Annotated in this window: 12 protein-coding genes; 8 read left to right on the forward strand and 4 right to left on the reverse strand. The window is 45.9% G+C overall.

Annotated features, from left to right (window positions below):
- Positions 1 to 61 precede the first annotated feature (61 nt).
- From K6V21_RS08120 to K6V21_RS08135, 4 genes are read left to right on the forward strand one after another with little or no spacing between them, the layout of a single operon-like run.
- On the forward strand, positions 62 to 3,226 hold the full coding sequence (locus K6V21_RS08120) for a SusC/RagA family TonB-linked outer membrane protein (protein ID WP_217713469.1): 3,165 nt from the start codon (positions 62 to 64) through the stop codon (positions 3,224 to 3,226).
- Between the two features lie 21 nt (positions 3,227 to 3,247).
- A complete protein-coding gene (locus K6V21_RS08125; RefSeq protein WP_217713471.1) occupies positions 3,248 to 4,930 on the forward strand; it encodes a RagB/SusD family nutrient uptake outer membrane protein in 1,683 nt (560 codons plus the stop codon).
- A gap of 50 nt (positions 4,931 to 4,980) precedes the next feature.
- The gene (locus K6V21_RS08130) at positions 4,981 to 7,026 is read left to right on the forward strand and encodes a hypothetical protein (RefSeq protein ID WP_224321464.1); all 2,046 of its coding nucleotides are present in this window, start codon (positions 4,981 to 4,983) and stop codon (positions 7,024 to 7,026) included.
- 22 nt (positions 7,027 to 7,048) lie between these two features.
- Positions 7,049 to 9,667 (forward strand): hypothetical protein, encoded by a 2,619-nt coding sequence (locus K6V21_RS08135; protein WP_224321465.1) that lies wholly within the window; start codon positions 7,049 to 7,051, stop codon positions 9,665 to 9,667.
- 552 nt (positions 9,668 to 10,219) lie between these two features.
- Here the strand turns inward: K6V21_RS08135 and K6V21_RS08140 are convergent.
- The 3 genes from K6V21_RS08140 to K6V21_RS08150 form a co-directional block, all read right to left on the reverse strand.
- On the reverse strand, positions 10,220 to 11,404 hold the full coding sequence (locus K6V21_RS08140; protein ID WP_224321466.1) for a DUF418 domain-containing protein: 1,185 nt from the start codon (positions 11,402 to 11,404) through the stop codon (positions 10,220 to 10,222).
- Positions 11,370 to 12,449: an acyltransferase family protein gene (locus tag K6V21_RS08145; protein ID WP_224321467.1), complete on the reverse strand. Its 1,080-nt coding sequence runs from the start codon at positions 12,447 to 12,449 to the stop codon at positions 11,370 to 11,372. The genes K6V21_RS08140 and K6V21_RS08145 overlap by 35 nt, the downstream gene beginning before the upstream one ends.
- 64 nt (positions 12,450 to 12,513) lie before the next feature.
- Complete coding sequence (locus K6V21_RS08150) at positions 12,514 to 13,086, reverse strand: Crp/Fnr family transcriptional regulator (RefSeq protein WP_217713481.1); 573 nt, start codon at positions 13,084 to 13,086, stop codon at positions 12,514 to 12,516.
- 964 nt (positions 13,087 to 14,050) lie between these two features.
- On the opposite strand from K6V21_RS08150, the gene K6V21_RS08155 reads away from it, so the two are divergent.
- A complete protein-coding gene (locus tag K6V21_RS08155) occupies positions 14,051 to 14,767 on the forward strand; it encodes a hypothetical protein (RefSeq protein WP_224321468.1) in 717 nt (238 codons plus the stop codon).
- 263 nt (positions 14,768 to 15,030) lie between these two features.
- On the opposite strand, the gene K6V21_RS08160 is transcribed toward K6V21_RS08155, so the two are convergent.
- The gene (locus tag K6V21_RS08160; RefSeq protein WP_224321469.1) at positions 15,031 to 16,335 is read right to left on the reverse strand and encodes an ATP-binding protein; all 1,305 of its coding nucleotides are present in this window, start codon (positions 16,333 to 16,335) and stop codon (positions 15,031 to 15,033) included.
- Positions 16,336 to 16,650: 315 nt separating this feature from the next.
- On the opposite strand from K6V21_RS08160, the gene K6V21_RS08165 reads away from it, so the two are divergent.
- From K6V21_RS08165 to K6V21_RS08175, 3 genes are all read left to right on the forward strand, one after another.
- A complete protein-coding gene (locus K6V21_RS08165) occupies positions 16,651 to 18,213 on the forward strand; it encodes a cellulase family glycosylhydrolase (RefSeq protein ID WP_224321470.1) in 1,563 nt (520 codons plus the stop codon).
- Between the two features lie 28 nt (positions 18,214 to 18,241).
- A complete protein-coding gene (locus K6V21_RS08170; protein WP_224321471.1) occupies positions 18,242 to 20,032 on the forward strand; it encodes a cellulase family glycosylhydrolase in 1,791 nt (596 codons plus the stop codon).
- Positions 20,033 to 20,274: 242 nt separating this feature from the next.
- The gene (locus K6V21_RS08175) at positions 20,275 to 24,324 is read left to right on the forward strand and encodes a hybrid sensor histidine kinase/response regulator transcription factor (RefSeq protein WP_224321472.1); all 4,050 of its coding nucleotides are present in this window, start codon (positions 20,275 to 20,277) and stop codon (positions 24,322 to 24,324) included.
- Positions 24,325 to 24,365 lie beyond the last annotated feature (41 nt).

Here is a 24,365-nt window from a genome sequence, read left to right on the forward strand (position 1 = left end):
TCTTTTGTAAACGAAAAAGAATACAATAAAATCTTTGATATTAACCATTAAACAATGTACAATGAGAAAGACATTCTTTGAAAAGTGCATAAATTTGCATTTATGCCGTGTTGCATTGGTACTGCTACTTCTGGTACCTGCAATCAGTAGCCTTCAGGCTAACCCTTCTCAAAGCAAAACCATTTCGGGAGTTGTGACATCTGCCACGGACAATGAGCCGTTGATTGGTGTCAGCGTTCAGGTGAAAGAGACTTCCACTGGTGGTATTACCGATATGGACGGTAAGTATTCTGTAACTGCCCAGCCCGGGCAAACGCTGGTATTCTCTTATATCGGCTACACGTCTCAGGAATTTAAAGTGGGTGACGCTTCGGTTATCAATGTATCATTAAAAGAAGATACCGAAATGCTGGATGAAGTGGTCGTGGTAGGCTACGGCGTTCAGAAAAAGAAACTGGTGACCGGTGCTACGGTTCAGGTGAAGGGTGAAAACATTGCCAAACTGAATACGACTAACCCCCTCTCGGCTTTGCAGGGGCAAACACCCGGTGTAAACATCGTTTCCACTTCGGGACAGCCGGGTGCCAGCATGAGCGTAACTATTCGTGGTCTGGGTACGGTGGGTAATTCGCAGCCTCTCTATCTTATTGATGGTGTGGGTGGCGACATCTCTACTTTGAATCCCGCTGATATTGAAAGTATCGATGTTCTGAAGGATGCAGCTTCGGCTGCCATCTATGGTGCACAGGCTGCCAATGGTGTAGTGTTGGTTACTACTAAAAGTGGTAAGGAAGGTACTTGCAGAATCAGCTACGACGGTTATGCCGGTTGGCAGACGATAGGACGCAAGTACAGCATGCTCAATGCGTCGGAGTATATGAATATTATGGATGAAGCCCGTCTCAATTCTGGTATGTCGCCGGTAGATTGGGCTTCGCTTAGCTCTATACGTGATGCCAATGGTAATATATATGATACCGACTGGATTGACCAGGCCATTGAAGATGGCGGGTTGACCACCAGCCACAACCTCTCGTTCACGGGCGGCTCCAAAACTTCTACTTATGCCATTTCGGGTGGTTACACCGGTCAGGATGGCTTGATAGGCGGCTCGGACGTTTCTTATTATAAAAGGTATAACTTCCGCGTGAACTCCGAACACAAGATGTGGAACGGACTGGTGACCATAGGCGAGCACGTGAGTTTTGTCTATAAAGATTCGCGTGGCATGAATACCGGGAACATCTGGAACAATAACCTCCGCAGTGCATTCTCCGCATCTCCCATCATTCCCGTTTATGATGCCGACGGCAACTACAATTCTACGGTGAACTCCGATTGGAACGTAAACGACGGTAATCCTTACGGTAACATGATGATGAACCGCTACAACAACAGCAAGAACGGTTCGCTCGATGCCAACGTGTACGTGCAGATTGAACCTATCAAGAACTTGAGGTTCAAGACGGTGTATGGCATCAGTTACGGTGCTTCCGAGTATCGTTCTTATACACCGAAGTACCAGTTCACTCCGCAGACGGCCAACACCGTGAGCAAAGTGAACCAGAGTCATGGTCACGGCCTGTCGATGGTGTGGACCAATACCCTCTCTTACGATTTCGACCTTGCCGACGAGCATCACATAAATGCCTTGATAGGTAGCGAACTGTCCACCTATGATGGCAGCAATACCGAAGGTTCCAACACCGGCCTTATCCCCGGATTCGATGATTGGGACCATGCTTATCTGGTGAATACCGATGGTACGGAGAATAAGACAGTGAAAGGCTCTCCTTATGATTCTACCCGTGGTATGTCATTCTTCGCCCGTTTGGGTTGGACATGGAAAGAACGCTATATGGTGAACGCCACCATGCGTGCCGATGGTTCGTCAAAGTTTGCCAAAGGCAATCGCTGGGGATATTTCCCTTCGGTATCTGCCGGTTGGACTCTCTCCGAAGAGAAGTTCATGGAGTCGGCAAAGTCTTGGCTCGACTTCTTGAAGTTGCGTGTCAGCTGGGGCCAGGTGGGTAACGCCAATATCAATTGCTATCAATATCTTGCTCCCGTATCTACCACGAACACCAATTATAACTTCGGTTCCGGCGGAGGTCAGGATGCCTGGGTTACGGGTTCTTATACCAGCCGTCTGGCCAACGAGAAAGTGAAGTGGGAGACCTCCGAACAATATAATGTGGGTATTGATGCCCGTTTCCTGAATGGTCGCCTCGCATTCACCGCCGACGGGTACATCAAGAACACTAAGGACTGGCTGGTGCAGGCTCCCGTATTGGCTACGGCAGGTACCGATGGCCCTATCATCAACGGTGGTGACGTGAAAAACAAAGGTATCGAACTGGGGCTTTCTTGGAACGACCAGATCGGAAAGAACTTCACTTATAGTGTAGGTGCCAACATGGCATACAACCACAACGAAGTGGGAAGCATCCCTACCGAAGACGGCATCATCCATGGTGCTACCAATCAAATCTACAGTAATGCGGAAGAGTTCTACCGTGCCGAGAACGGCCATGCCATAGGTTACTTCTGGGGGTTCAAGACAGCCGGTGTCTTCCAGAACAAGCAGGAGATTAACGACTGGATTGCTGCCGGAAACGGTGTATATCAAAGTAATGTGCAACCAGGCGACGTGAAGTATGTAGATGTGAATCACGATGGAGCCATCGACGCCAACGATAAGGTGGACTTAGGCAACGGACTTCCCAAATACACATTCGGCCTCAATCTTAACTTGGGATATAAAGGTTTCGACCTCAGCCTGAACGCTACCGGTGCCGCCGGTTTCCAGATTGCCCAGTCCTATCGCGACCCCAACTCTTCACAGTCCAACTACAGCCGCCAGATATTGGACCGCTGGACGGGTGAAGGTACCAGCAACCGGATTCCCCGCGTGACCTACGGTGATGTGGGCAACTGGCAGTTCTCCGATCTCTATTTGCAGGATGGTGATTACATCCGTTTGCAGAACATCACGTTGGGCTACGACTTCAAGCGTCTCATCTCTTGGAAGGGTTTGTCGAAACTGCGCCTCTATGTGCAGGCTCAAAACCTCTTCACACTGACCAAGTACGATGGCATGGACCCCGAAATCGGTTCATTTAACGGTACGGACGGCAACAACAACGATACATGGGTGTCGGGCGTAGATATGGGTTACTATCCGCACCCCCGTACTTTCATCGTGGGCATTAATCTTGCGTTTTAAATCATGAAAAAGAAAAGTAATATGAATACGAAACATATATTATTGACGAGTGCGCTCGTTGTGTCGGCTTTAGCTTTCACCTCGTGTGAAGACTTCTTTGACACTTCATCAAAAAAGGATCTGAATACTGAAACGGCTTACAGCAACCTGGAGTCTGCCGAAATGGCTTTAGTGGGTTGTTACGATGGATGGCAACGTACTATTTCCGATGCAGGAGTAGGCATGTATCTGCTGGCGGAATTTGCTTCCGAGCAGGCTTTAGCCGGTCTCGGTCTCTCTGATGCTAAAAATAATAATGTGATTGACCAGTTCAATCTCGGTATCGCCCCTTCATACAACGATATCTTCAATGTGGATTGGCAGAACTATTATAAAGCCATATTCCGTTGCAACCAGCTCATCGTTCAGGAGGAAAACATCGACTGGGCAGGCGACACCAAAGCTCAAGGACGCGTGATGGGTGAAGCGCATGCTCTTCGCGGCATCCTTTATTTCGACCTTGTCCGTATGTTTGGAGATGTTCCTTTGCTTACGACTCCCTCCGAAGAGAACGTTCCCCGTTCTCCGGCAAGCGATGTCTATAAAGTCATCTTTGAAGATTTCAAGTATGCTATTGAGCATATTCCTGCTGATGCATATCTTTTGGATAATCGGAATACCAACGATGGCCGCATCACCAAGTATGCTGCGGAGGCGTTGATGGCTCGTGCCTACCTTTATTATACCGGTTACTACGGTGCCGAACATGCTTCATGCACCAAAGCTGAGGCAGTGGCTGCCATCAACGATGTGGTGCAGCATGGGGGATATGAACTGGAAAGAAATTATGCCGACTTCTGGATGCCTTCTTGCACTACCGATGCTTCAAGTGGCGATACATACGCCTGGAATACGACCTACGCCGGCAAGTGGTACGATGGTTCTGCCTGGCAAGCCGGACAAGGTAAACTCTCGGCAGAAATTGTGCTCAACCTGAAGATGAATACTACTCACGACTATAATGGCAATGGTGATGGCAATACTTTCTCTGTTTATCTGGGACCTCGCAACAGGAGCGCCACGAGCGTATGCATTGCCAGTGGCTGGGGCGCTTGCCCGGTGACTCCCACTTTCGTGGAGCAATATAAGAACGACCCCCGCTTCAATGCTTGCGTATGGAGTTGCAGCGAAGCCGGTTTCAATGCCGATATCACCGATTCGTATGAATACACGGGTTATTATACCCGCAAGTATGCGCCGATGTGCTTTGCCGACGGCACGCGTCAGGAGGTAGGATTCAAGTTGGGTGAGCAGCACCAGAATATTACTTACTATCAGGATTACACCATCATGCGTTATGCCGATGTATTGCTGATGCATTCCGAACTCAATGGTAATGCCGATGGATTGAATCGGGTTCACCAGCGTGTATATCCCGGTGAGACACTGGCTTACAGCATTGAAAACATCCGTAAGGAACGCGCCATTGAATTGGCTTTCGAGGGTGTGCACTACTGGGACTTGATGCGCTATGAGAAAGAGGGTGCATACGCTGCACGTGTCATCACTGCCGCACAAAATGGTGCCAAAGTGATAAACGGTGGAAATGAAGAAACCACTTCATTCTCCGAAAGCAACTTCACCTCGAAGAAAGGGCTGATGCAGATTCCTAATACACAAATCACCCTTTCGGGTAATGTGCTTACTCAGAATGCCGGTTGGTAAATCCACGAAGGCTTAGGTTTATCAAGGAAAAACATTAAAAATAATAAGATATGAAATTGAATTATTATATATATACGCTCATTGCAGGCTTGGTGTTGATGTTGTCGGCCTGTTCACCCGATGAATATGATATGGGCAAGAAAACCTATGTATCCGATGACTTGGCGGAAGGCATTGCCTACACTGTGACTATTAAGGGAAATGAAGTACGCCTCAAGTCGAATATTACCGGTTGCACCCCGTTGTGGGTTACTCCGCAGGGACGCTCTCAAGAGAGCGAACTTGCCGTCAGCTTGCCTTTTGCAGGTGAGTATGAGGTGACTTTCGGTGTAGAGACGCCCGGCGGTGTGGTATATGGCGAACCTTATACTTTTAATCTGGCGCAAAATGACTTCTCGCTGCTGAGCGATGAGAAGTGGTTCTTGCTATCTTCTAGGGATTTCAAGTCGGGTGATGCCCTTCCCGATGCTGAGACATTGGCTGAAGGGGTTAGTAAAAAATGGTATCCTTGTGATGCGAACTATGGCATCGGCCAGTGCTCGGGGCCTGTGATGTATATGGCTCCATACGATCCTGACGGTGATGGTGCCGGATATACCCAAAAAGAAGCGGATGATTTGGTTTATAAGGATATTGTCTTTGGCGCAGGTAACTGGAAACCCAACTGGGACCCGGGATTTCAAGGCTGGCTCATACCCGAAACCGATCCCTATATGGATTCGTATATGACTTTCAGTATGGATGCCGCCAATGGTTGCGTGGCTACCATGTATCGCGGTGAGGCTGGGGTAAAGGGTTCCAGTACGGGTTCAAACATGAAAGGTAAGTTCAATATGAATCTTGCAGAAAAGACTAAACCGACCATCTCGTTTTCCGATTGTTATTCCATGCACAATGTGGGCTTCGATGAAGTCTGTTCCAATTACACGCAGGATATTCAGATTATAGATCTTACCCCGTATATACTGCAATTAGTGACTAAACGTACTAATTCTGACGGTAGCTGGTATATTGTGTGGAACTTCGTGTCTGAAGAGGTGATTGCAACCAAGGGTGAGTGTATACCCAAAGAAGATAGCGGACAGATAGAGAAGATTGCCCCCGTGCTCCCCACATTCGATAATCTGGCTACCGATCTTTTCACTACCGAAATCAGCGGTGTGACTTATGTAGGCAATCAGATGACATTCAATCTTGATACTGAAATACCTTACGACTGGTTGTGGTGGAACGGTTCTCCCAGCGTGCAAAAGTGGGAAAGTGTGACAGGCGGTGTATACAATGACTCATGGGCTCCTGCTGCCGGTGATGAGGTGGAAGACTTTGAGCTTATTCTGAGTAAGGCTTCCGACGGTTCGTACAATTATGAATACGGTGAAATCAGCGGTAAGGTGAGCTTTGCAAACGGTGTAATTACTTTTGATAAGGAAATCACCATTCTTACTGCTTCAAGCGATCAGCGCACTGTTGCTGTTACAAGCAAAGAATTTACGGTGCTTAGTGTTGAGGCGGGTGAAACATTGACTATCGGTATTCCTGAATCGAAAGATGAGAATGGGGTGGTGAATTCTTATCTTGTAGCCAATCTGCTTTATAAGAAGATTAGTACGGGTGGCGAGACAGGTCCTACTGAGATTAAGGTAGATAACAGTAAGGTACAGATCATCTTCGGTGATGGAAATACTGACCGTCTGCGTTTGCAACTCTACAATCCATGGGGAGGCGATGTGGAGTGGCCCATTGACATTACGAAAGTGAAGTTGAAAAAAAATCAAACCTTGAAAATTCAGTATAAAGTGTTGGGTGGCATCACTTGGAACGATGGCGCGAAACCTAAGACAGTCATCCTGGATAATAACATTGGAAATGCTTGGGAAGATGCTTGTTACGAGTTAGAACATGCTGCACTTTTTGACACTACTGCAGGAGCTACCCAGACAGTTACCGTAACCAATACTACCGGTGCTACCGTAACTTATGACGGAAGTAGCTGCATCTGTATCGGTATCCAGAACAAAGAGCTTGCCACGGTAGCTGTAACAGAAGACGGACAGCCAGACGTGCAGATTGAAGTGCTCTCAATGACTATTGAATAACCCACATTAAAGAAATTAGTATATGAAGACAAAGATATATTTAGGTATTCTGTCACTTGTCATGGGGCTTACATTAGGACTGGCTTCATGTAGTGATGATGACTATGCGATTAACGCTACCCCTCTTCTCACCGACTCGTCCGTAGTGACGGGTTCGGCAGATGTGACTGCCACATCAGCCACACTGCACGGTACCGTATCGGGGCTTAAAAGCCAAGCCTCAAGCGCATACGTCACCGGCTTTAATTACGGTGAAGCGACTGATATGCTGACTGAAAGGATAGTTGCTACAGGTGGTGACGAGTTTTCCGCTACGGTTGTGGGCAGCGTGAACCAAACCATTTACTACCAGGCATACGTCACCCTGCAAGGTAAAGTGACCTATAAGGGTGAAGTGAAAAGCCTTGTGCTGACCAATGCCCGTGCCGTTACCGGTGATGCTACCCAAATAGGGGCTAACAAGGCAACTCTGGCCGGTTCGCTTGCCGATTTCCCCACGGATGCAGAGAGTGGCATCCTGGTGTCGGGTGTGGCAGGTACGGAAAATGTGCGTGCCGGTGTGCGCATCGCCACCAACCCTAAAGGAAGCTACACGGTGAATGTGGAAGGTTTATTGCCAAACACTACCTATTACTATGTGGCTTATCTTGATCTTGGCGCAGGCGTAGTATACGGTGAAGAGAAATCTTTCACTACTACAAATGATCATGTGTTCGATCTTGACAACGACCTTGTAGACCTCGGTCTTTCTACCAAATGGGCGAAATACAATGTAGGTGCTACTTCAGAAACGGAAATCGGTGGTCTGTTTGGTTTCGGTGATATGATTGGTTTCAATACCAGCATCGACCCTGCAAACTTTGCTTCTGCCGATATCTACAAAACAGCCAATGACCTTGTATTTAATGTATTCGAGGGCAAAGCAACCATGCCTACCATTGCCGAGTTTGAAGAGCTCTTTGCACTCTGCACCAGAGAGTGGACGGAAGTAGAAGGTGTTGCCGGATATAAGTTCACCGGTCCTAACGGAAACTCCATCTTTATGCCTGCCGCAGGTTCGCGTACCCAAGCTGCTGTTACCGGAGCCGGAGCAGAAGGCTATTACCTTTCCGGTTCAATCAATGTTTCTGATAACCAGTTTGCTATGAGCTATCATTTCACCAATGCGATCGCTACGCGTGCCACTACTCCTGTCTATCAGGCTCTGGCTGTTCGCGCCGTCTCTACTGCCAAAAATGTACCGTTCGACCGCTCGTTGCTTTACGGTAAGTGGTACATTGACAATGGTCAGGATGGTGAGCAGCATGTATTCGAAGGGCCGTTCACGCAGTGGGGCAAAACGTATAACTGGGCTATAGTATCTAACGGTCAGCCCTTCCTCGAAGATCCGGTCCATTGGGAAATGGGTGTTGACAATGGTTGGATAGGTTATACCTATGGCGTTGACTATGGTTACATGGAGTTCTTCGAAGATGGAACTGTGAACATTCACCGCTTGACTGACGACGGCGTAGCTACCGATGAAACCGGTAAGTACACCATCGACGAAGAGAATAAAGTGATTGATATCGACATCAATGTACTCTGTGCCAATACTTGGGTAGCGGTAAAGAGCGGTAAGCTGAATATCCTGTCTCTGACGAGCGATGGTTTGCAGATTGCCCTTCTCAATAACGACAATTATGCTTACTCAGTCAACTATTACAGCCAGCGCAAGGCGGAAGCCGATACCAAGATTCCGGTATCATTGCTTTGCGCAAGTTCTGATGGGGGTGGTACTTGGGGAGCTGATGCCGGACGTCTGTCTCCGGCTGAGTTGGCGGGTCAGCATACCTTCACGTACGAAGGCTCATGCAGCGATGCTATGGTATTCGCTCTCGATTTTCAGGGATTGATGGGCAAGTATCCCAATACTTTCGTTCGTATTGACGAGATGAAGTGCGATGGCAATGCGATCAAGTTTAATGCTAACAACTTCTTCTATGGAGATATTGAGGGTAATGGTAATTATCGCGTGGAACTTTTTAATATTTATGGTAAGGGTGCTGCCAGTGGCAAAGTTTTGAACAGCGCTTTCAGTAACTCGCAAAATATAGGCTCTGAGCCGGCCGTTCACTTCAACAACAGTCTGGAGGTTACTTATACAGTCTTTACCGATGGCAATGGTGCAGGCACTTATATGCCTACTGTTAATATGGCTTATGATTGGGGTGATAATCAGGTATGGAGTTATAATCAAGGTGCAACGTTTGAAGTGAAATATGAGAATTTCCAATATTCAATAGTTGGCGGACAGTTCGATATTAAGTATCAACTGGAGGAAGGTAAGGATTTCTCCAATGGCACTATGATGACTTTCATCGAGGTGGTTGACCTATATGGCTTCTTCCCGGACACGCATGCCACGTTGGATAATCTCTACCTCGACGGTTCGGAGATAACGTTTGATGCGACGAAAGTGCTCGATGCTAATGAAGGTCCCAAGTATCGCCTGGAACTTTGGAATTGTTATGGAGCGACGAAGACGGGCGGCTGTGCTTTCGGTATGCCCGATGGAGACATAATCAAAGAACTCGGTTTCGGTAGCTCTATGGAAGTGAAGTTTACGTTCCATAACCTATTTACTGTTCCGCAGTGGTAAACAGAGGTGGAATTTATGTTGATCTAATAAATAAGAGGTTGTGTCAACGTTTTGACACAACCTCATTTTTGTTGTTCGCCCAGCATGGGTATATTCTAGCGGTTTCAGGAATACGGTTTGCGGCTATCGAACTTTGGTTAGCCGCAGATTATGCGGCTTAATTTGCGATTTTAACCGCAAGCTGGATGAAAATAGCGATAATTTACTTGCATTTGCCTAAGATAGGCTGCGCTTCAAGGTTGATTTTTGCTGTCTGCCAGTTTGCTTTATCCGATTTATGCGTATATTTGCAGTGCTCTTCATATTAACGCATCGGCAGGGAACCTGCCTAAAGACGTGGCAGGCATTTTTATGCCTGCTTGCGTGAATTCTATATGGGCGGTTTCGTACCCCCATGTAGAGTGTTAATGCACCTACTGCCGATGCGTTGGTGAAGAGTAATGGGACAGGCGAAACCGCTTCTTTTATCTCTGTAAATCTACCTTTCTGCTCTTCCCATTGAATCTTATTTATTTACTTTTTCAAAATTAATGCTTATGGAAACTTTCTGTCTTATTTATTGGCGCGTGACGAGCCTATCCAAGTCCACTTATGCCAGATGTGCTCCAGCGGCCCTTGTTTGTGCTTGCTCAGCCACCATTTGCTGAATTTCACTTGCAGCAGGAATAAGACAAAACCAATCAGCAGACTCAGCGTATAGCCGCAGTAAGGTGCCAGATAAAGTCCGAACGGGAAGTAGATAATGGCTCCCAGGATGGATTGCGTGATATAGTTGGTCAAACTCATCTTTCCATAATACCGGAGACTGGAAACGCCTTTGCTGAAACCTTTTTTCTGATATAACAGGATGAACGAAGCTATCAGTACAAAGGTAAACGCCAGTTTTTGCCACATATCAAATGCCGTTCCCACTGTTTGCTGAACCAAAGCGTCGCTCTTCATAATTAATTCCTTCAACTGATATAGCGGAGCGAAAGCTACGGCTCCGATGATAAGCGCCGTTATCCAAAAACGGATATTCTTCTCATTGGTGACAAACAGTTGCTTTCTGCCTATGTAGAACCCTAACAGGAAAAGCCCCGCTGTCTGCAAAAAACGACCGGCTCCTACTGCCCACAAGAAGCTGGCTTTCTGCCCTAATGTAACATTTCCCCAGAAGAATTGGCCTAAAGTTCCTGTTTTGGTGTACTCTGCCACTTCCGCATACATGGCTCCCACTCCTAAATCGGGTAGCTGGTGTGCCGGATTGATCAGGCTCATTATATAATGATACCATTCTATCGGTTGCAGCAGAAAGAGAATGGCCAACACCAATATCATCTTGTCGCTCAAGTTACGGAATAGAAACAGAACCACCCCTACCACTACAAACAGCAACAGCACGTCACCGGCAGGAAAGAAAGCGGCATTCAGCGTGGCGAAACCTGCAAGCAGTACGAGGCGCCACAGAAAGCGGTAGCCGAAGTCCTTTCCTTGTTTCTTCTGATTGTTGCATTGAATGTAGAAGGTAAATCCGAAAAGCAAGGCGAAAATGGCATAGGCCTTTCCGGCAAACAGGGAGAAGACAGTATTCAGTATGCCTTGGTCCAGAATATTCAGCCAAGCGGGAGAATCAGTGGGATAGACGGGGAAGATGAAGTGTTCCAGGTTGTGCACCAGGATGATAGCCATTACGGCAAAGCCTCTCAAGGCATCTACTACCTCAATGCGAGGCGCTTTCGATAAAGGTTGTTCCATTCGATTCATTGTTTAGTATTCTTTTTATTAGTTTGTTCATCGGCTTTTCAAAACGATAGTAGGACAACAGGCTAAGCAGCAGTATGATGCCCAGAAGAACCGGTACCGATACCATCCAGCTGATTTGCCAGCCGCTCTGCTTCTGCCATTCTACATACGTCAGCAATACGAAGAGGTGGATTAAATAGAAACTGTAACTGATTTCACCTCCTATTATCAGGTAGCGGTTATTTAATAGTCGGGAAAGACTTCCTTTCTGCAACGCAAAGCTCAACAGAATCAGTGACACCGGAAGCCAATAGTAGCAGGAGTAACGATATACTTTAGGTATTTCGGTCGCATAAAGGTAGAACCCTGCAAAGATGGCTATGGACAGCACTTCGATGATAGTGCCTTGCCGGTAACTGATTTCCCGGTCTTTCAGATAGCGATAGACTTGAAACAGGAGCATTCCCACAATGAAGTCGGGAAACCGGGTGATGGGGTTTACATACCAATAGCCTTTGATGTCTTCTTCCGGAGTGAAGTGCATGCCGATGACAACCAGCAGGGTGCAAAAGAGGAAAAAGAGGAATAGCCTTTTGCTGTTTCTTGCCAAAGGTATCAGGAACGGGAAGCAGAAGTAAAACAGTTGTTCGCAGCACAAACTCCATGATGGGCTGTTGAAGGAGAAGAAATAATCCGGCCGGGGAATGTAAGCCTGCGTTAGTGTGAGGGATGCCAGGAAATGTCTGCACCAGTCGGCGGTGCCGGTGTACACCACGTAACCTCCCAACAGGGCTGCCAGCAATAGCGTGAGCCAGTGCAGGGGATAGACGCGGGCGATGCGGGCTATCCAGAATTTCCGTTTGGTGGTGGTGTGTTCCGTCAGTTTCTCCTGATAGTTATAGGCGATGATGAAACCACTTAGTACAAAGAAAAAGCTAACTCCTACGAAGCCTTCTTTAAAGAAATGCACGTCAAAGAAGGGAGCTATTACATAGCAATGCGCTCCAAATACCATAAGTGCAAATATCAACCGTAAGGATGTAAGCGTGTTAATCATGGACAAATTTGTTTAGTAAGGCGGCAAAGTTAGGCGTTTGCCCGATTATAAAAATTCACATAGATTAAAAAAACAACTTTTCTGCACGCAAACGGCTTAAATGTTGGGGGGTGATGCCCAGATAGGAAGCTATGTAGATCAGCTTAGCCCGCTGGATGACGTCGGGCAGCTCTCTTACTAATTGTAGGTAGCGTTCTTTGGCCGGCAGAAAAAGCCGGCTGATGTGATGCTGGTCCATATATAGCAGGCATTCCTGGTGGATAACTCTTCCCCAGTTGGCAATCTCGATATTGGTTTCATAAAGCTGGTTGAGGTCTTCTATGCTGATGGCATATAGCGTACTGTCTTCCAAGAGTTCCACATACTCATAGCCCGGTTCGTTGTGATACAGGTCTTTCATGGCGAAGGTGATATCTCCTTCGCGTGAGAACCAGATGGTGAGTTCTTTGCCGTCCAGCAGGCAATAGGAACGTGCAAAGCCTTTCTCTATGAAATACACGTGGCGGTCAATGACGCCTCCCCGTATCAGGAGATGCTTCTTGGGTAGTTCCGCCTTTTTCATTTTCGAGAAAAGCAGGGCTAAGGAAGCATCGGAAACCGGGTAGTAGCGCCGGATGCCATTGATGATGTTTTGCATATCGTTTGTATTTTAGGAGTATGCTTTCTTTTTGTCAGCAAAGAGAATTGCTATTGTTTGTTGTTTTATAAATAATGCAAATGTATCATTTATATGCAGGGAGAGCAAATCAAGCAAATAAAAACTTGTATGCTGTTAGTAAACAATGCTATGTGAAATTCGCACAATTGGAATAGATCGCTTGCTTTCGGTTTTACCTACTTCCTGCACGAACGATATATATATCCTGCATGTACGATATATATATCCTGCATGTACGATATATATGTCCTGCGTGTACGGTATATATATCCTGCGTGTACGGTATATATGTCCTGCACGCACGATATATATCCTTCCCGGCGGATATGTAATCCGCTGTCTTTTAGTCTTTCCTCGATTTTATAGTCTTCACGCACACTTGATAACATATATAGTTATGCCTCGTAACAAGTAATGTTCCGGATGATAACAAGCAATGTTATCATCCGGAATAAGTAATGTTATTTTAGACAGTGAAGGGGGAGGATCCCGGGATTTTATTGTTTGAGTGGTGAGCGTTCACCATTCAACTTCCCTAAACCCTAAATGGTTGTTTCTTTAGTTTCAGCTTTTCAGCTTGTTCGCAAACGCCCTGTTCATGGTACTTCCGGCTGAAAGTTCCCCCACTGAACCCTGAAAAAGAGAGTTTCAGGAAGAGCCTTCAGCCGAAACTACCATGAGTAGGGCGTTGGACGGAAGCTGAAAGACTGGAAGCAAAAAAAGTAATTTCACTCTATGGTAGGATAATTGAGGGCTCCTCATATTGCGTTTGGGAGACAGTGGTTGTCTTTTTGGGCAGGGAATAAAAAACAGATAATGTATGATGGTAAAGTAATCTTTCATATCTTTGCTAATAAAATATAAAGACTATGGAAAATGCAATGAATGCGACAATTAATGGTTTTTGCTATGTACTAATTTTATTCATTTAAAACGAATAGCCATGAAATACAGAATGATACACGATTTACTTAAATGCGAAATCCGTATTCTTGTGGGTATTATTTTTTGTTCCCTACTTTCCTTAGAAAACGGTATGGCTCAGAACCAGCCGGAACGGCTTCTGAACCTTGATGTGCCGCAAGGTCGGTGGAGTCTGATTTTTATTAATAATATAGTTTGTACTCAGTGGAACTATATCCCTTCACTCGAAAATAGAAATCGCTCTTCTACGGTAATATTGGGGACTGGTGCCGGATTAGAATATGCCTACTGCCGGAACCGGACTTTGTCTCTGACAGCTGAAGTTGGTCTAACTGGTTATGTTCTGTCTATGGAACCTTCGGATTGGGGGCGTGATGCTCGATATTACAACATAAATTTGTTGCACACTTCTTATTGGAAGCATTTTGCCGTGGGGGCCGGACCCACGCTTGGATGGAATGACTGGAGATATATTTATAGAAGAGGAGATTTTTCGGAAGATGAGATGACTGATAGTGAAAAAGAGGACTATTACGGCGAAGAGAACTTTTCTTTCACCCGCTTTGCTGCGGGAGTTGATGTTCAGGTCTATTACTATATCATTTCTCAATTAGGATTCGGTGCAGAATACTCTGCCCGTTGGATGTGGAAGGGAGGTGCCAGAGGGAAATGCGATCACCAATGTGCACTGAAAATGCGATTAAAGTTTGGACTAAACAAGAAGAAACGGTTTTAGCTAACCGGATGCAGTCCTTTTTTATCTCCTCCCAAAATGTACTTACCTGTAAAATAATAGAAAAACGCTCTGTTTCATGTCAGCAAGAAGTTAGGAGTTTGTCAACAGGAAGTTAACTTCTTGTGGACAAACTCCTAACTTCTTGTGAACAGAAAATTGGCTTTTTGTAATACCTTAATAGTCAACAGTAAAAACTCACTTGTGTAAATTTTGCTTGTGAATAAAAATTGATATAAAACGAATGGACTGAACAGTTGCTTGTGTTAAAGAGTAAGTACTTTAGGCAGGGCAAACAACAGATACAGCGGGATGTTTATTAGTTTCCCGTTTTTTTCATACGGCAGTAAACTGGTACGGAAAAGAAGTTGCGGATTGTATTCTTTATCGTACACTTTCAGACTTTTAGCATGTACGTTATTGCCGGCTTTAGCTTCCAACGGATATGCCCGAAGACCATCTGAGAAGAGAAAGTCAACTTCGGCATTTGCATCGGAAGTCCAATAATAGTTGGCATTGAGTTGAGGAAAAAGAGAGAGCTCTTGTAGAACATATTGCTCCGTCAGTGCTCCTTTAAATTCTTCAAATATCCGGCTTCCTTCGATGAATACTTTAGGCGACAGTCCACTCATGACCCGCAAGAGCCCGACATCAAGCAGGAATACTTTAAAAGATTGTAAGTCTTCGTATGCTTTCAATGGTACATCCGGTTTACGTACACGGTAAGTCCGGCGAATAAGTCCGGTGTCATGAAGCCACATTAATGTGTCCTCATATTCGCGGGCACGTGCTCCTTCACGTACCATGCCGTAAACGAATTTCTTATTTTCTTTTGCTAATTGAGAGGGGATACTCTGACACACATATCTGATTTTGGCTATCAGATTAGAAGGAGCATGTTTCGAAAAATCACTTTCATAAGCGCTCAACAGTTGTTCCTGTATCTTTTCCACTTCGAAGAAGTCTTGTGTATCCAGCCAGCTTTGCACGGCAGCGGGCATTCCACCGATGATGAAATAGCGTTTTAAATGCTCTTGTAATTTTTCGGTGAAAGCATTGGTATCTAAATTGCCGTTCATCACATAGTCAAGTAGCAGTTCTTCTCCGTTGGCAAGTAGAAATTCTCGAAAAGAGAGAGGTTGCAGAGTTAAGAATTCTACTTTACCTACAGGAAAAGAAGTTCCCTGATGTAGTGCTACTCCCAGCAGGGAACCTGCACAGCAAATGGCGTATTCGGGAGCCTCTTCAGTGAAGTACTTTAAAGAAGTCAATGCGCGCGGAACTTCCTGCACCTCATCGAAAATGATAAGTGTCTTCCCGAGCTGAATACGTTTGCCATGGAATACGGAAAGTTGTTCAATGATGCGCTCCGGACTGATGCTTCCCTCAAATATATTATTAATGGAATTGTCCTGTTCAAAGTTGATATAGCAGATGTCTTCGAAGCATTCCGTACCGAATGTTTTCAGTAACCAGGTTTTGCCAACCTGTCGTGCTCCTTGAAGTATCAAGGGCTTGCGTCCTTGCTTGTTTTTCCATTGGATAAGTTCTTCTATCAGTAATCGTTTCATTCTTTTCTGCTTTTATGCGCAAATGTACTTATAATAAGAAACTTATGCAAGGGAAATCACGTTTTCCTATGGACAAAAGCCCCGCTTCGTCACATTTTCCTATGGACAAAGCAGGGCTTCTATCACATTTTCCGATGGACTCTTCTGCTTTTTGGGCTATATGTCGGCTATTGGAAACCATTTATCCTGGGGTGATAACAAATCATACCGTTCCATATAACATCCTGAATCGACTGTATGCCCGTTTTGCCCTATCTTTGCCAACACGGGATTTCATCCCTAACCTGACATTTAAGAACGAAAAACATTACGGTCATGAATAAAATTAAAACTTATCTTGTCTTTCTTTTCACGATTGCACTTTCCGCTTTTGCGGTGGCTTGCTCCAGCAATGACGATGAAGCCGTTACACCGGAAATCGTAATCCCTGAAAATATTCTGACGAACGGGCTGAACTTCTCCGAAGCCGGAGGAACGAATACACTTTCTATCAAGTCGAATGTGTCGCTGGAAGTTACCAGCAGTCAGACTTGGTGTACGGTGACCCCGGTTTCTTCCACTTCGAGCACAGTCCTTAAATATACGATAGATGTAGAGCCCAATACCGGTACAGATGAGCGCACGGCTACTATTAGCGTGAGAGGTGGTAACTTGGCGGAACAAAAGTTCGACATCGTGCAGTTGGCCGGTGAGGTTGATGAACCCGATGAGCCCGCTGAACCCGGTTCGAACGAAATTACAGGAGAGACCCCCTGGGCTGTAGCCAAAAGCCTGGGATTGGGCTGGAATCTGGGAAATCAACTGGATGCGCACAGCAATGGCGTAGCTAATGAAACAATCTGGGGTAACCGGAAGGCAACGCAAGCCTTGTTTGACAAACTGGCTGCCGCAGGAATCACTACCGTGCGTATCCCGGTCACATGGATGGGACATATCGGAGCCGCTCCCGGCTATGAGATCGAGAAAGCATGGTTGGATCGTGTTGCCGAGGTAGTGGGCTATGCGGAGAACGCAGGCTTGAATGCCATTGTCAATATTCATCACGATGGGGCGGACAGCAGTTATTGGCTGAATATAAAAGAGGCTGCCAAGAGTGAAAGCAAGAATACTGCCGTCAAGGCCGAGTTGGAAGCTATATGGACGCAAATTGCAGAACGCTTTAAAGATAAAGGGAACTTCCTGGCATTTGAGTCGATGAACGAAATACATGACGGCGGCTGGGGCTGGGGCGAGAACCGCACGGACGGCGGAAAACAATATGCGGTGCTGAACGAGTGGAACCAGGTGTTTGTAAATGCGGTGCGAGCCGTTGGTGGTGAGAATGCTGATCGTTTTCTCGGTGTGCCGGGATACTGCACCAATCCGGAGCTTACGATAAGCTCTTTCAAACTGCCCACGGATAAGGTGCAGAATCGTTTGATGGTAGCTGTGCATTTCTACGACCCTTACGAGTATACATTGAATGCTGCCTATTCTGAATGGGGACATACCGGAGCTGCGGGCAAGAAGGTCAGCGGAGGAGATGAAGACAATGTGAAGAATATATTCGGCAAACTGAAGGCGGCTTACGTGGATAAAGGCATCCCGGTATATATTGGAGAGATGGGCTGTGTGCATCGTGCGAATGCCCGTGAGGAATCCTTCCGCAAGTATTATCTGGAGTATGTGTGCAAAGCGGCGAAAGAGTATGGCATGGCACCGGTCTACTGGGACAACGGTGGCACCGGAGCCGGAAAGGAAGAGTCCGGTCTGTTCAATCATGCTACGGGTGACTATCTGAATAATGCGGAGGAAATTGTAGGAGTGATGAAGAAGGCTGTTTTCACGGAAGATGCTTCCTATACATTACAGTCTGTTTATAACAATGCTCCGCAATAAATTAAGGCTAATGATAAAAAAGAATAAGATGAAAAATACTATTAAACAATTGGGGATTTGCTTGGTGCTGTCGGCATTGTCCCTTTTGCCCGTCTTGACGGCTTGTTCTGACAATGACGACGAACCGGCTGCGCCGGAAATCGTAATTTCCGAAAACATTCTGACGAATGGAATGAATTTTTCCAAAACAGGAGGAACGAGCACACTTTCTATCAAGTCGAATGTGTCGTTGGAAGTCATCAGCAATCAGGATTGGTGTACGGTAACTCCCGCTGCCTCCGCTTCGGCTACAGTTCTTAGGTATACGGTGACGGTGGAAGAAAATCCTGATGCGGTGGAACGTACTGCCACTGTTACCGTGAATGGTGGTGGTTTGACGGAAACGTTCAACGTTGTGCAGGTGGCAGCCAACGGACTGATTGTAGAATCCTGTTCTCCTGAAGCGGTTGCTGCCGAAGGTGGAATCTTTACGGTGAATCTGAAAGCGAATGGCAATGTCACGGTCACTATTCATGATAGCTGGATACGGGAGACCACTACCCGTGCAATGTCTGCGGTGACTAAAACCTTTAGCATTGCCGCCCATTATGGTGAGGCTCGCGAAGGAACCATCACCTTTACTTTAGGAGATTTTACAGAGACTGTTACTGTGAAGCAGCTTGCCGGCGAGTTGCCTGATGTAGGTATGGAGAGTGATGCCATGACTTTGGCTGCGAAGATAAAACTCGGCTGGAATCTGGGTAATTCTTTGGAAGCATGCAATGTGACTTACGCAGACGGTTTTGTGTGGGGAACGAACTCGCTGAGTGACATGGACCCGGGAGAAACCAAATGGGGAAATCCGGCAATGACCCAGAAAATGATCAGTGCCGTAAAAGCTGCCGGTTTCAATGCTGTGCGTATTCCTTGTGCCTGGTATGGGTATATGGAGAATGAGACGGACTATACGATAAAAGCTTCCTGGCTGAACCGTGTGCAGGAAGTGGTAGATTATTGTTATGCCGAGGATATGTATGTCATCCTGAATATCCACTATGATGGAGGCTGGTTGGAAAAGAACTGTAAGGCAGCCGTACAGGACAACGTGAACAAGGTGCAGAAGGCTTTGTGGACACAGATTGCCGAAAGATTCAAGGACTATGATGAGCATCTGTTGTTTGCCGGATGTAATGAGCCCAATGCTGCCAATGCCACTGAAATGGAAGTATTGAAGTCATACGAACAGACCTTCATAGATGCTGTGCGTGCTACGGGTGGAAACAATGCAGTCCGCAACCTGATTGTGCAGGGACCCAATACGGATATCACGAATACTTCGGATTATGGCCAGCTGCCTGTGGACAATGTATCCAACCGTTTGATGGTCGAGATACACTACTACACCCCGTGGAACTTCTGCGGAATGACGGCGGATGAGAGCTGGGGAAAGATGGCCTACTTCTGGGGAACCGAATATCATGTGGACGGATCTGACAGAAACTACCAGCCCGGTGGTTACGCAAGTGCAGAAGCGGAAATGGAAGCTCTTTTCAAAAAGATGCAGACGAAATATGTAAGCAAGGGTATTCCGGTGATTCTGGGTGAGTTCGGTGCTAACAGACGTTCTTCCCTGACCGGAGATGAGCTGACCAAGCATTTGGCTTCGCGCGCTTACTATCTGAAAACGGTGGTTGCCAATGCCGGAAAGTATGGTCTTGTGCCTTTCTACTGGGATAATGGATATAATGGAGACAATACGATGGCTCTCTTTAACCGTAATACCTGTAAGGTTTACGACCAGCAAGCGTTGGATGCCTTGATAGAGGGGATTGCAAACTAATTGGGAAAGATAGGTTTTTCATAAATATAGGTTCTCTTAGTTAAGAGATAGGTTTTTAATACAGGTTTTTTTTTGATTGGTGCTGGGGAGCGGCTTCTGTGAGGGAAGTGGCTTCCCTATTTTCTGTTGTTGAAACAAATGATGGGGTATCAAATGATAAAAAAACACATTGAAAACTTTGTTTTTACGATTCCTTTTTGTTTCATTTGCAGTATGTTAACGATATTCCTATATCTACTACTATGAAGAGATTGATTTTACTTATCGTTTCAGTCGTTGTGGCATGTTTCTCTGCCTTTTCACACGACTTTATGTTCAAACATCTGGAGGTTAAGGACGGAATGCCCAGCAACCAAATCAATGCCATTTATAAAGATTCAAGAGGCTTTATGTGGTTCGGTACCGCTGCCGGACTGGCTCGTTATGACGGATATCGTTTCAAGATATTCCGGAGCACGGACAATGCTTCTACGTCTTTGCCCGACAACTATATTGAGAAGATAGTGGAAGACGGTGAGGGGCGTTTATGGATACGGACGGGAGAAAACGGATATGTCATTTATAACTGGGATACGGAGAGCTTTGTCTGTGATGTTCGTTCCCGGATGTGGGATATAGGGATAGATGGGACTCCTCGCTATGTATTTGTCGACAAGCAAAAGAATACATGGTTTGCCGTAGACGGGAAAGGGTGCTATTGCTATCGGCCCGGTGAAAAGAATGCTGTATCCCTGCCTTTCGGTGAGAAAGGGATACCCGAAGGTGTCATTATAGACATGGCCGAATGTAAGGATGGCATTCTGCTGGTATATGATAACGGACGTGTAATCTGTATCGACCGTGAGACGGTACGTGTAAAATGGACTTTGACAGATATTGCAGAGCACATGGGAACGCGTACTGAAATATTCTTCCTGTACGTGGATAAGGATGAAGATTTATGGATATATGGTGCCCCGGGTGTATGGGCTTATGATTTGTCTGACAGGAAGTGGCATTCACAATGGAATTTCAGCGATAGAGGTCAGGCACATATCGTAGCAATAGCTCAGGATAAGCAGGGGCGTATTTGGTTTGGGAAGGACCAGGATGGCATCGATATCTGGAATAAGGCGACTGGTGAAACGGTCTCGCTTACGTATGATGTGGATGATGAACGCGGTTTGCCCAATAATACCATCAATGTGCTTTATGAAGATGAAGGCGGTGTGATGTGGATAGGTACTTATAAGAAAAGTGTGGCTTATTACGATGAGGGCATTTTTAAGTTCGGCATCAACCACTTGGGAGATATTAACTGTCTGGAAGAAAGTAATGACGGTTCGTTGTGGCTGGGTACCAATGACGCCGGGCTGATACGTTGGAATCCGAAGACGGATGAAAAGAAATTGTATGCATACTCGCCGGGAGGAAACTCTATTGCTTCGAATGTCATTGTAAGTTTGTTACAAGCTAAGGACGGCAAACTCTGGATAGGGACATTTTGGGAAGGATTGGATTGTTTCGACGGCAATCGCTTCGTGCATTACCGGAACAGACCGGGAGATGATAATTCGCTGGCTAATAACAATGTCTGGTCATTGGCAGAAGATAAGAACGGAAATATCTGGATTGGAACCTTGGGAGGTGGTTTGCAATGTCTGAATCCGGGGACAGGTGAGTTCACCACCTATAAGATAAGCAACTCCGGGATTATTTCCAATCATATAGCCTCTTTATGTATGAGTCGTGATAATCGTTTGATAATCGGTACTTCTTCTACGGGGGTATCCATTATGGATCTGACTACCCGGAAAATAACGAATCTGGTAGGCAACCAGTCGGGAAGTATCCGCTTTTCCAATCAGAGCATTAACCAGGTCTATGAGGATAGCCGGGGATTGATATGGGTGGGAACACGTGAAGGACTGAATCTCTATAACCCGAAGAACGACCATTTACAGGTAGTTCCTCTTTCGCGGAACGATTCTAGGGTATTTATTACCGGTATCGTAGAAGATGATAATAAAAATATGTGGGTGACTACGGCCAATGGTGTAGTGAATGTAATTCCTTCTATCGATACAAAAAACGGAGATTATACTTTCAACTATTACAGGTATGATGATAAGGACGGTTTGCAGGGCTGTGAGTTCAATCAACGTTCCATTAAACGTCTTTCCTCGGGTGAGATTGCAATGGGAGGTATGTATGGATTGAATACCTTCAGACCGGAGAATATCAAATATAACCGGACGTTGCCCAAGGTGATGTTTACCGGCTTCCAGCTTTTCAATGAAGAAGTGGAGGTTGGAAAGGAGTATGGTGGACGTGTTTTGCTGCGTGAGTCGCTGAATAAAGCCAGAGAGGTGAAACTTGATTATAAACAGAATGTCTTTACTGTATTGTTTGCATCGGATAATTACGTCTTGCCTGAGAAAACCCAGTATCTGTATAAACTGGAGGGCTTTAATGAGGATTGGATGACAGGTGCGGCTGATATGCACCGCGTTACTTATACGAATCTGGCACCCGGTACTTATACGCTGAAAGTAAAGGCCATCAATAGTGATGGATTTGCCGGAACAGAAGAGTCAAGTCTTAAAATAGTAATCCTGCCACCTTTCTGGATGACGCCCTGGGCGTATGTTCTGTATGCTATGCTATTGATAGGCACATTGCTTCTCGCCCGCAATGCTGTGCTGCGCCGTGAACGCAATAAGTTCAGGATACAACAGATGGAACGTGAAGCGGAGCGGAATGAAGAAGTCAATCAGATGAAATTCCGTTTCTTTACCAATGTGAGCCATGAACTGCGTACACCGCTGACGTTGATCATTTCTCCGTTGGAAGGAATGATGAAAGAAACCCATGACGAACGGAAGCTGGATCAACTGAAGTTGATGCATCGTAATGCATTGCGGTTGCTGAATCTTGTGAACCAATTACTTGATTTCCGTAAAAATGAGGTGGCAGGGTTGCATTTGAATCTTTCGGAGGGGGAGGTTGTGTCGTATGTTCACTCTATATGCAACTCATTCCTGATGCTTTCGGAAAAGAAAAACGTGCATCTCACTTTTTTCTCGGCAATCGAATCGCTGAATATGTCGTTCGATGAGGATAAGATAGGTAAGGTAGTGATGAATCTGCTTTCTAATGCATTTAAGTTTACTCCGGATGGAGGGCGGGTGGATGTTTCTCTTGAACTGATAAAAGGAACTACGGAAACATTGGAAATCAAAGTATCCGATACGGGGGTAGGTATCAGTGACCTTGATAAAGAACGCATATTCGAACGTTTCTATCAATCGGAGCGTAAAGGTGATAGTAACCCCAGTACGGGGAGTGGTATCGGTTTGAGCCTGGTACGTGATTACGTTACGCTGCATGGCGGTGTGGTGCGCGTGTTCGACAATGTGGGTACGGGCAGTGTATTTGTGGTAGATATTCCGGTGAAACATTCGGTGGTGAACGTAGCGACTCCACTCTCGGAAGAAGCTGCGGAAGAGGATGCGGTGGCACTTGCTTCGGTGGAAGATTTGAATGAAGAAGAACGGAAGAAGCCACTTGCACTGATTGTGGATGATAATGAAGATTTTGTTTCTTTCATGCGCTATACATTAAGTCTGTATTTCCGCATAGAATCTGCCGGAAACGGAAAGATAGCCTGGCAGATGATACCGGAACTGATGCCGGATATCATCGTTTGTGATGTGATGATGCCTGAAATGGACGGGAACGAACTGTGTCGTTGGGTGAAGGCTGACAAGCGTACAAGTAATATTCCGTTTGTGTTGCTTACGGCCAAGCAATCCGTAGAGAATAAGGTGGAAGGCCTGACGATTGGTGCGGATGACTATGTGACGAAACCTTTCAATATGGAGGTACTGATTTTGCGCATGCGCAAACTGATAGATTTGAGTAGCAAAAATAAACTTCGCACCCGTATTGATCCCGAACCGAGTGAAATCGTTATCACTTCAATGGACGAGAAGCTGATTGAGAATGCGATAAAGTATGTGGAGACGCATATTGCCCGTCCCGATTTATCTGTGGAAGAATTGAGTCATGAACTGGGCATGAGCCGGGTGCATCTCTATAAAAAGCTGTTGCAGATTACCGGTAAAACTCCGATAGAATTTATTCGTATTATCCGACTGAAACGTGCGGCACAACTTCTGCGCGAGAGCCAGCAGAATGTGTCGGAGGTTGCCTATCAGGTGGGCTTCAATAACCCTAAATATTTCAGTAAGTATTTCAAGGATGAATTCGGCGTTTTACCCTCTGTATATCAGGAAAAGGAGGGTAAATAACAAAAAGTACCCATTGTTGAAACATCTGATATTTCTATAAA

Source organism: Bacteroides cellulosilyticus, assembly GCF_020091405.1.
Lineage (GTDB): Bacteria > Bacteroidota > Bacteroidia > Bacteroidales > Bacteroidaceae > Bacteroides.

Coding starts and splice junctions, on each gene's coding strand:
- K6V21_RS08120 (WP_217713469.1), top strand. CDS start 62: ATGAGAAAGACATTCTTTGAAAAGTGCATAAATTTGCATTTATGCCGT.
- K6V21_RS08125 (WP_217713471.1), top strand. CDS start 3,248: ATGAATACGAAACATATATTATTGACGAGTGCGCTCGTTGTGTCGGCT.
- K6V21_RS08130 (WP_224321464.1), top strand. CDS start 4,981: ATGAAATTGAATTATTATATATATACGCTCATTGCAGGCTTGGTGTTG.
- K6V21_RS08135 (WP_224321465.1), top strand. CDS start 7,049: ATGAAGACAAAGATATATTTAGGTATTCTGTCACTTGTCATGGGGCTT.
- K6V21_RS08140 (WP_224321466.1), bottom strand. CDS start 11,404: ATGGAACAACCTTTATCGAAAGCGCCTCGCATTGAGGTAGTAGATGCC.
- K6V21_RS08145 (WP_224321467.1), bottom strand. CDS start 12,449: ATGATTAACACGCTTACATCCTTACGGTTGATATTTGCACTTATGGTA.
- K6V21_RS08150 (WP_217713481.1), bottom strand. CDS start 13,086: ATGCAAAACATCATCAATGGCATCCGGCGCTACTACCCGGTTTCCGAT.
- K6V21_RS08155 (WP_224321468.1), top strand. CDS start 14,051: ATGAAATACAGAATGATACACGATTTACTTAAATGCGAAATCCGTATT.
- K6V21_RS08160 (WP_224321469.1), bottom strand. CDS start 16,335: ATGAAACGATTACTGATAGAAGAACTTATCCAATGGAAAAACAAGCAA.
- K6V21_RS08165 (WP_224321470.1), top strand. CDS start 16,651: ATGAATAAAATTAAAACTTATCTTGTCTTTCTTTTCACGATTGCACTT.
- K6V21_RS08170 (WP_224321471.1), top strand. CDS start 18,242: ATGAAAAATACTATTAAACAATTGGGGATTTGCTTGGTGCTGTCGGCA.
- K6V21_RS08175 (WP_224321472.1), top strand. CDS start 20,275: ATGAAGAGATTGATTTTACTTATCGTTTCAGTCGTTGTGGCATGTTTC.